The following is a 9188-nucleotide window of genomic DNA, read 5'->3' as shown; positions in this document are numbered from 1 at the left end:
CTTCGCTATTTAGCGAAGGACGCTTCGCAAATTATCCGAAATACATGCGCATCTGAGCTGGACTTCAGTATTAGCGAACTTTGCTTCGCTGTTTTGCGAACCAGGTTCGCTAATGAGTCATTTGAGAGCGTAAGGAGGTACGTCCATGACTTTCCTTTGCTATTTGCGAAGCAGGTTCGTTATATATTGCCCGAGAGCGTAATCGGACGCGTTCATGCCTTGATTCATTGTTTCGCGAACCAGGTTCGCTAATAAGTTACTTGAGAGCGTAATGCAACACACGTTCATGGCTTTCATTGGCTGTTTTCCGAAGCAGGTTCGCTTAGCGGTTCATACCAATCATGCGTGTTCGCCATTCTACTGTGTCTTTATACGCAAAAACTATCAGAGTACATCCTCGCGAAAGTATGCTACTCCCCTCCGGCGCGCCCGAGTGACCGTGCTGCGTCCAGCAGCGATTGCGTGTAAGGATGATGGCCGGGGGAATGAATGGCGGAGGAGGCGAAACGCTCGACCAATTGCCCTTCCTTCAACACCGCAATCTCCTCGCATAACCCGGCTACGAGCGAAAGGTCGTGGGTAATGAAGAGAAGCGACAAGCGCTGCTCGATTTTTAGCGTATGAAGCAGTTCAATAATCTGATGCTGGTGAAGCAAATCTAGATTCGATACGATCTCGTCGCATACGAGCAGCTTTGGCTTCACGACGAGCGCTTTAGCAATGCACGCCCGCTGATATTGTCCGCCGCTCAACCGTCCGGGCTTCTCGGCAAGCAGATGCAGCGGCAATCCAACTTTACCGGCGTACTCCGCTATCCGCTCCTTGCGCTCGATTTTACCCATGTCCGTAAATCGGGACAACGGCTCTTCAAGGCTTTGCGCGATCGTCATTCGCAGGTCCAGCGATGCCGTCGTATTTTGGAACACGAACTGAATTTGCCGGTACCAGTCCTTAAATGCAGCAGTCCTCTTATAAGGAGCCGCGCAGCCATTGAACCGAACCTCCCCCGTTCCGGGACGCTCCAGCGCCATAACGATGCGGGCGAGCGTGGACTTGCCGCTGCCGCTTTCACCAACAATGGCTAATGAACCGCCGCTTGGGATAGACAACGAGATTCCGTCCAGCACGGTTTTGCTTCCGATAACCTTCGATATTTCATCGATTTCCAGCATGTACGTATACACCACCATCTCCTGCAGTGAAGCGAAATGAGGACCGGCACTCCAGCAGTTGCTTCGTGTACACATGCTTAGGCTTGCGCAGCACTTCTGCCGCCGGGCCCTGCTCGACGATCTCCCCCTGCTTCATGACCGCAATCGTATCCGCCAGCTCACCCGCCAGCAATAGATCATGAGTAATGAACAACATGCCTAACTGTTCTTCCTCCACAAGCTCCTTCAGTAAAGCGATGATCTCGGACTGCGTCGTCAAATCCAGCGCACTCGTTGGTTCATCTGCTATAAGCAGCTCCGGCTTTAATAGAAGCGCCATCGCTATCATGACCCGCTGGTTCATGCCGCCGCTTAATTGGAACGGGTAGCTCTTCATCAGCCGGTCTGCGTCTTTCAGCGACACTTTGTCCAGCATTGTTCTGGCGCTGATCTCCGCGGCATGCCGTGTTACAGACAGGTGGCTGCGCAGCAAGTCAGTCAGCTGCCTGCCAATCGGAATAGCCGGGTGCAGCGCCTGCTCGGGATGCTGATAAATGACGCCGATCCGCCTCCCCCTTACCTGCCTCCACTCCCGCTTGCCATACCCCGACATCGCTTCACCTCCAAATGAAAGCTCTCCTGACATTTGCAGTCCGGACGGCAGCATGCCGAGCAGCGCTTTGCCCGTGAGTGTCTTACCGCTGCCGCTCTCGCCGATCAGACACAGCGTCTCCCCCGCATCCAACGAGAAATAACTTTCCTTGACGAGCACGCGCTTATTGTCTTTTGTACTAATCGTAAGCTTATGGACTTCCAACAACTCCGCCACTCCCATCATCCGCTAATTCATTTATAACCGGCTCCGCAGCTTTTCTCCGCAAATCTGAAACGCAACAGCCGTCATAAAGATCATCAATCCCGGAAAAAAGCCCATCCAAGGCGCAATCTGCAAATAGTTTTTGCCGTCCAGCAGCATCACGCCCCATTCCGGCGAAGGCGGCTGAGCGCCCAGCCCCAGAAAAGATAACCCCGACAATGTCAAAATAACCCGGCTGACGTCCAAAATAATGAGCGTCAACACCTGCGGCATAACGTTCGGTACAACATGTCGCCATATCGCATGAAAATCGAAGGAGCCGCTGACCCGGCTGGCTAGCATATATGGCTCCTTTTTCACATCATGAACGAGGCCTCTGATGATCCGCACATATTTGGCCCACCAGGACAACAAGATGGCGGCATAAACATTTTCCATCCCAAAGCCTAAAAAACCGATAATAACAATCGTCAACAGCAGGTTGGGAACGGCCGTGAATAGATCTGCAACGCTCATCAGCAGCATATCCAGGCGGCCTCCGTAAAACCCGCTTACCGTACCAAGAACGAGGCTAATGATCATAACCAGTCCAAGAACGCCGAGCGCAGGAAACACCGAATACGGAATACCCGCAAGCACGCGGCTCAACAAATCCCGGCCCAAATAATCTGTTCCAAAGGGATGATCATGGCTCGGCGGCTGCAGCTTGGCATCATAATGCGGCTCGTAAGGATCAAACGGCTGCAGCCAAGAAGCCAGCATACCAACGACAAGCAGCCCGGCTAGAAACAGCAGCGCCGTCGTTGTCCATTTATTTTCAAGCGCAAACGAAGTAAACCTCTTCACAGCTCCCACCTCTGTTTATCCAGCCTTACACGCGGATCGGCCGCATAATAGCCAAGATCGGTCATGAAATTCAAGATGAAGATCGCCGCTGCCACCAGCAAGCTGCAGCCCTGTATGGCTGGAAAATCGCGATTGTAGATCATGTCCAGCATATAAGTTCCGATCCCTGGAAAGCTGAACACGTTCTCGATCATGACGGCCGCGCCGAAAAAGCCGGAAAAGCTCGTTCCGACCACCGTCATTACCGGAATCAGCATCGACCGAAGCAGATAGGACGGGTACAAAATGCGCCGCCGCAAGCCGCGTGCCCTCGCCGCCTCCATAAAGAAGGCATGCTTGTATTCCAATGTGAAGGAACGGACCATCCGGACAAAATATGCGCCTTGAACGAGACTAATCGCCGCTACAGGCAGCACGTAATGATTCGCCGAACCGCTTCCGATAATCGGAAACAAGGGCCATATCACGCCAAAACCGAGCATGAGCAAAATCGCCAGCCAGTACAGCGGAACGGAAAGGCCTAGTATGGAGCCTCCGTAGACGGCGCGGTCCAGCAGCGTATTTTCCCGGATGGCGCTGACAATCCCAAGTGGAACCGAGAAAAGAATGGTCACGATAAAAGAACAGGCAATCAACAGCAGCGTCGGCTGAAGCCGCGATGCGATTTCCTCCATAACGGGCTGATCCGTTACAAACGAATTGCCCAAATGGCCCTGCAGCAGTTCAAGCAGCCAAGTGACGTATTGCTGGACAAATGACTGATCCAGGCCCCATTTATGCTCGTAGAGTGCAACCAAGCTCTCGTCGGGAACGGCCCCGATCCCCTGCAGCAGCAAAGCTGCAGGATTGCCGGGGGCAAGCCGCATAAGCGCGAATACGAATAACGTCAGCAAAAACAAAGTAAAGACCAGCAGACCCAACCTGCCAACCGCATAGCGCAGCATTTCTATTCCTCAATCGTCAGCTGATGCCATTCGACCGGATTGTCTTCAATATCGCCAAAAATGAAGTTACCGATCTTTTTGTTATGGATAAACGTCTGCTTCGTATAATAGATCGGCACCGTCATCGCTTCCTCATGCAGCCGCTTGAAGATCCGGTCGAAGATCGCCTGCTGCTCCGTCTTCGAAGTTGTTTTTGCGATATCATCCAGTTGCTGCGTCAGAGTTGTATCCTGATAGGCGACGCCTGGCGTTTTATCCGTATGATAGAACAGCGATGTCAGGAAGCGGTATGGCAGCTGCGCATCCGTATACGTCCGATAGAGAAGCAGATCATACTCCTTGTTGGTCCACAGCGTATCATAATAGGCCGCACGCTCCAGATTGGCGATCTCCACCTTGATGCCGATATTTTTCATCTCGCTTTGGAAAATCTCGGCCATCTCTTTCCACTCCGGATATTCCTCGGTCTGAATGACCAGACGAAGCTGAATCGGCTTGCCGTCTTTTTCATATTGCTTGCTGCCCGCATTCCATTGGTACCCGGCAGTCTCGAGCAATTGCTTAGCTTTATCAGGATCAAAGCTATAAGTAGGCTGATTAGCAGGCGTAACGAAAGCGACCGTACTTTGGAAAAGGCCGGACACATCAGCGCCTTGTCCGTTCATCATTTTGCTGGTGTCAGTACCGAGATTAATGGCCTGACGGACATTTTTATCCGCTAGGAAGGCGTTTTTCTGGTTGATGACCATGAAGTAAGACATCGTGCTCGCATGCTGCTCGATTGCGTACTTCGCGTTGTTTTCGAAAATAGGCAGACTCTCATACGGGATGTTCCCCACTTCTCCCCCGGCAATGTCGATCTCGCCATTCTGCAGCGCAAGCACGCGGGCCTGCGGGTCGGTAATGACCTTGAACACCAGCTTGTATGGAGACGGCTTCTCCTTCCAATAATGCTCGTTGGCGGTCAGGACGGTTTCCGCTCCCTCCTTGAAACTGTCTAGTTGCCATGGACCGGTGCCGATCGGCTTCACAAACTCTCCATCCGCAGCACCTGCAGGATTAACCGCATTGGGACTCATGATCCGAAAAGGACGGGCTTGGCTAAGCTCCAGCAGAGCCTGCGTCGCCATCTCCTTGAAATGGAGCACAACGGTATGGTCGTCTGGTGTTTCGACTTTATCCAGCTTCCTAGCAATTTCTAGTGATGCATTCTCCTCATTTGCCACGGTTCGTGCCAATGAGAATTTCACAGCTTCAGCATTGAACGCGCTGCCGTCGGAGAATTGAACATTTTCCCGCAGGTGGAAGGTGTACGTCTTGCCGTCCTCCGACACTTCCCATGCTGTTGCCAGTCCCGGCTCGATCTTGCCGCCTTCCCCAAACTCAACGAGCGGGTCGTAGATTGCGCTATGGACGGCTCTCGCTCCGTTGTAGGTGGAGGCGTCGATTTTATCCCCTTTAGAATCCTGAGTAACCGCAACTGTGATGCGCTTGGCGGCCGTTACCTCCGGTTTATTCGTCGATGCTGCTGTACCCGGCTCCTTACCCGATTCCGTCTGCGACGAGCAGGCCGCCAGCAATAGAAGGAGTATTGTACTGATTGTAATGGCCGATCTTCTGAATGATTTTGACATGATGTCCTCCCGGAAAATAGATATAAAATGCAGCTGAACAAGTAGTGCTTGACTTCGATATCCAACTGATGATAGATTTTAATCGTAATAATTACTATTAGCAAGCTTTATTTTTTATAACGGATTTATCTGAGATTTTTACATGAGGAGAGATTCTATGACGATCAGCAAAGAGCAGCAATTGGAGCATCAGCAATATTGGGATAAGGGAGCCGATATCTACGAGGAGATCGTGGAGCAGGAATTTGCGGATGAGTCGGCTGAGAAATGGACGGCGATTCTGAGCAAGCTGCTTAAGGATAAGCAGGGGCTTCGAGTGCTGGACGTTGGCGCTGGGCCGGGCTTTTTCAGTATTTTATTGACGCGGTTGGGACATCAGGTCACCGCTATTGACTCCTCCTCAGAGATGATAGCCAAGGCGAGAAAAAATGCAGAAAAACACGGCTGCGATATTCGCATCGTCCAGACAGATATTTTGGAATATGAGCCGGATGGTGAATTCGATCTGATCATATCCCGCAATGTTACGTGGTTTTTGCCGAATCCCGTTGGCGTCTACCGGAAATGGCATCAGTGGCTGGATGAGGACGGGCAGACGATTATTTTCGATGGCAACTGGAACTTGTTCTTGACTGATCCGAAGGAAGCTGCCTTGTTCCAAGCGGCCAAACAGGAAGCGGTCGCGGCAGGCTATGTGCCTTATCGTTCGGAGGAAGAAATCTCGGAGGGCGATCAGATTGCCTTAACACTGCCGCTAACCTATGTGAAACGCCCTGCCTGGGACATCGATATACTGAGCCATATCGGCTTCGCCAATGTGACTGCCTGGCATGGATTCGATGCCGGGCTGTATAGTCCGGCAGAACAGGTGCTGAACCGCCATCGGCCGATGTTCGCTATTGTGGCGAGCAAGTGATGACAGGTAGTGACATCATAACTCTCGCATAGCGAATGTTGATTCACTCTTTTGCGAAGCAGGTTCGCTATATGCCCCCTCCTGACGAATCAAAATGCAAAAGTGCAGGTTGTCAGCCGGTTTTTTGGCGATTTATCGCATCTAAATGCAAAAGTGCAGGTTGATTGGCCGAAAACGCCCCAAATGGGCGAAATATAGGTGTTTCAAATGTACTTTTGCATTTTGAGGGGCATTTTAGGCGATTTGAAGCTTATCAAAATGTACTTTTACATTTTGTTCCTTGCTTTGCGCAGGAAGGCGTGCATTGGGGGTTAGTTAGTTAGTTCGTTCGAGTAAATCGCGGACAGCGAGCTTCTAGAGGCAAGTTCGCTCGGGCGCACAAGGCGAGACTAATAAGTTAGTGTGTTCGAGCTGGTACGGACAGCGAGCATCTAAAAGACAGGCTAGCTCAGACGCGCATAAGCGAGCAACTGAGTTAGTCTGTTCGAGCTGGTGCGGACAGCGAGCTCCTAGAGGAAGGGTTACGGGAACGCGCAAAGGGCGCCAGCCAAAAAAGCCGTCAGTCCACGGATGGACTGACGGCTCTTCGCTGTTAGGCAACTGTAATTGTATGCGTCTCGCCTGACGCGACTTCTACTTCGGCCACGAGATATGTGCGGCCGAGCTCGTCACGTTCTACACTCGTCTCTATGGCATGGCCGTTATGGCTCAACGCCTGCCCTTCTGCTGCTTCCGTGCGGAATTTGGCTTTCCAGCGCAAAGGTGCTCCGGAAAGATTGCTAAATTCCGAATGAGCCGCGCCCTGATGCTTGACTCCAATTACCCTGCCAAGCACCGGGACATTCGACAGCTCTGCCCAGGCCAGCTCTCCTGCCAGCTTAGCCTCGGTCGTCACGCCCGAAATACCGTCTGCCGAGATGCCCATCAGGCCGGATACCACCGCGCCCACCGCTGAGTAAGATACTTCAGGATACTCGCGGCGGTCAAGGCCAGGCTCCATCAACGCTTTCAAGCTGCGGAGCGCCTCTTGGTCCTTGCCTCCACGGTGATACGTTTCCGGCAAGTAGGACATGCCCTCCACATTGGAAGCGCCTCGCGCGATCGCTTCACGCAGCGCGCCTTCCCGCTTATCCGCATTATCGATAACGCCGTAGTAGAGCGGCAGGAATTGGCCTTCTCCAGCTTCAGATGCAATGAAGTCGCCCTTCTGGCTCAGAGCAATATAGAAGCAGCCGTTGCTTTCATCCCACCATTGCTCCTCAAGCCGCTTCCGCAGCTCAGAAGCTTTGGCCGAATATTCGACGGCACGTGCTTCTCCTTGCCCCGTTAACTTCACAATCTCGGCATACGCTTCATACCCGGCGATCATGATGGCAATCAGATCGGCACCAATTCTCGCATACTCGCCCGCTTCATTATAGGAAGCCAAGCCGCGGCGTCCATAGGCCGCCTCGTATTCAAGAATGCCGTCTCCGTCTTTATCCCAAGTCTTCACGTATTCCGTTACGGACAAATCGTAAAACTTGCGCAGCACCGGGTTATCCAAATACGAACGGTCGCCCGTCCACAAATATTGGCGGTAGCAGGCATCGATCACATCGAAGTTCGCCGGCAGGTTGTACCAGAAATCCTGGTCATTCTCATAGTCGACCGGAGCCGGGATATTGCCGCCCGTAATCTCCCAGTACGTGCAATAGTCTCTCGTCTCGCTAATATTTTCAGCGAATTTCTGCATCATATTGCGAGTGTGCGCCTGCAAGCCCAGAACTGCTGCCCCGAGGCTTTGATGGGAAACGTCCCGCATGCAGAACGCCTCTCTGCCTGGCAGGGCAGCCTCATACCAGAGGCCGACAGGGTCTTCGCCATGATGCGCATAGGATAGCGCCTGATCTTTCGCCCATTCGAATCCGGCATTCAGCGCTTCATCATCCGACTGGAATGCAATTGCGCCTAAGGAATTGTTCATGTTGTTCGTCATCATCGATTATCCTTTCACAGAGCCGATCGTCAAGCCGCCGATAAAGTATTTTTGCAGGAACGGATAGACAAGCAGGATTGGCACCGTAACGAAAATAGTTGTCGCCGCACGCAACGTCAAAGGCGTCATGCTCTTGAACTTTTGGAACAGCAGCTGCTGATCCATAATTTGCTGGGATGCTTCCACTTCGAGGAGCAATCGCCGCAAATAGACTTGAAGCGTATCGAAATGGCCGCTGGAATTGTACAGCACAACATCGAACCACGCATTCCAGTGACCGACCGCCGAGTAGATCGATACGGCAGCAAATACCGGCAATGACATCGGAATAACCAGGCTTAGATAGATTTTCATCTCCGAAGCCCCGTCAATTCTCGCAGACTCGAACAGCGCATCAGGCAGCTCGGAAATATACGAGGACATCAACAGCATGTAGTAAGCGCTAATTAGCGAAGGAATCCAGTAAACGTGAAAGGAATCCGTCAGCTTCAAATTGACCATCAGCAGGTAGATTGGAATCAGGCCGCCGTTAAAGTACATCGTAACGAGGAACAGAATCCGCATAAACTTGCGGCCGGAGAAATGACGGATGCTTACGATGTAAGCAAGCAATCCTGTCACGAACAAACAAGTAACTGTTCCTACAGCAACCCGAAGGACAGACCAGCCGAAGCCTTCCAGCAGTTTATCGTTCTGAAGCAGAAGCTTGTAAGCATCCAAGGAGAACTCCCTCGGGAAAATGTAGATCCCGCCTCTTGCCGCATCCGCCCCGTCATTCAGGGACAAAGCCAGCAAATTCAAAAACGGGTAAGCCATAATGATGCCAAACAGCAGTAAGACAACGACGTTCACGATGTCGAATAGCCGTTGAGGAATAGTTGTCGAACGTTCGCTCATCCTTA

8 protein-coding genes are annotated in these 9188 nt (G+C 52.0%); 1 reads left to right on the top strand and 7 read right to left on the bottom strand.

The window, feature by feature from the left end; all coding sequences use genetic code 11:
- Positions 1–410: 410 nt before the first annotated feature.
- The 5 genes from ACFVVF_RS21405 to ACFVVF_RS21385 are packed head-to-tail and all read right to left on the bottom strand — an operon-like array spanning position 411 to position 5392.
- Positions 411–1172: an ABC transporter ATP-binding protein gene (locus ACFVVF_RS21405; RefSeq protein WP_387814029.1), complete on the bottom strand. Its 762-nt coding sequence runs from the start codon at positions 1170–1172 to the stop codon at positions 411–413.
- Positions 1156–1989 (bottom strand): ABC transporter ATP-binding protein, encoded by an 834-nt coding sequence (locus ACFVVF_RS21400; protein WP_387814027.1) that lies wholly within the window; start codon positions 1987–1989, stop codon positions 1156–1158. Before ACFVVF_RS21400 ends, ACFVVF_RS21405 begins: the two co-directional genes overlap by 17 nt.
- Before the next feature lie 12 nt (positions 1990–2001).
- On the bottom strand, positions 2002–2814 hold the full coding sequence (locus ACFVVF_RS21395; protein ID WP_387814025.1) for an ABC transporter permease: 813 nt from the start codon (positions 2812–2814) through the stop codon (positions 2002–2004).
- Positions 2811–3758 (bottom strand): ABC transporter permease, encoded by a 948-nt coding sequence (locus ACFVVF_RS21390; RefSeq protein WP_387814023.1) that lies wholly within the window; start codon positions 3756–3758, stop codon positions 2811–2813. The genes ACFVVF_RS21395 and ACFVVF_RS21390 overlap by 4 nt, the downstream gene beginning before the upstream one ends.
- A gap of 2 nt (positions 3759–3760) precedes the next feature.
- A complete protein-coding gene (locus ACFVVF_RS21385) occupies positions 3761–5392 on the bottom strand; it encodes an ABC transporter substrate-binding protein (RefSeq protein WP_387814021.1) in 1632 nt (543 codons plus the stop codon).
- A gap of 157 nt (positions 5393–5549) precedes the next feature.
- Between ACFVVF_RS21385 and ACFVVF_RS21380 the strand changes: the two genes are divergently transcribed.
- Entirely contained in the window at positions 5550–6308 is a 759-nt protein-coding gene (locus tag ACFVVF_RS21380; RefSeq protein ID WP_387814019.1) for a class I SAM-dependent methyltransferase, read from the top strand.
- 592 nt (positions 6309–6900) lie between these two features.
- Here ACFVVF_RS21380 and ACFVVF_RS21375 read toward each other — a convergent pair.
- Together ACFVVF_RS21375 and ACFVVF_RS21370 are read right to left on the bottom strand one after the other, a co-directional pair.
- Entirely contained in the window at positions 6901–8289 is a 1389-nt protein-coding gene (locus tag ACFVVF_RS21375) for an MGH1-like glycoside hydrolase domain-containing protein (RefSeq protein WP_387814017.1), read from the bottom strand.
- A gap of 3 nt (positions 8290–8292) precedes the next feature.
- The gene (locus tag ACFVVF_RS21370; protein ID WP_387814015.1) at positions 8293–9183 is read right to left on the bottom strand and encodes a carbohydrate ABC transporter permease; all 891 of its coding nucleotides are present in this window, start codon (positions 9181–9183) and stop codon (positions 8293–8295) included.
- Positions 9184–9188: the final 5 nt, after the last annotated feature.

The sequence above is a fragment of the Paenibacillus sp. NPDC058174 genome (assembly GCF_042883865.1).
GTDB lineage: Bacteria > Bacillota > Bacilli > Paenibacillales > Paenibacillaceae > Pristimantibacillus.
Note: the sequence above shows the minus strand (reverse complement) of the source record. Positions and strands in the feature narration are given on the sequence as shown.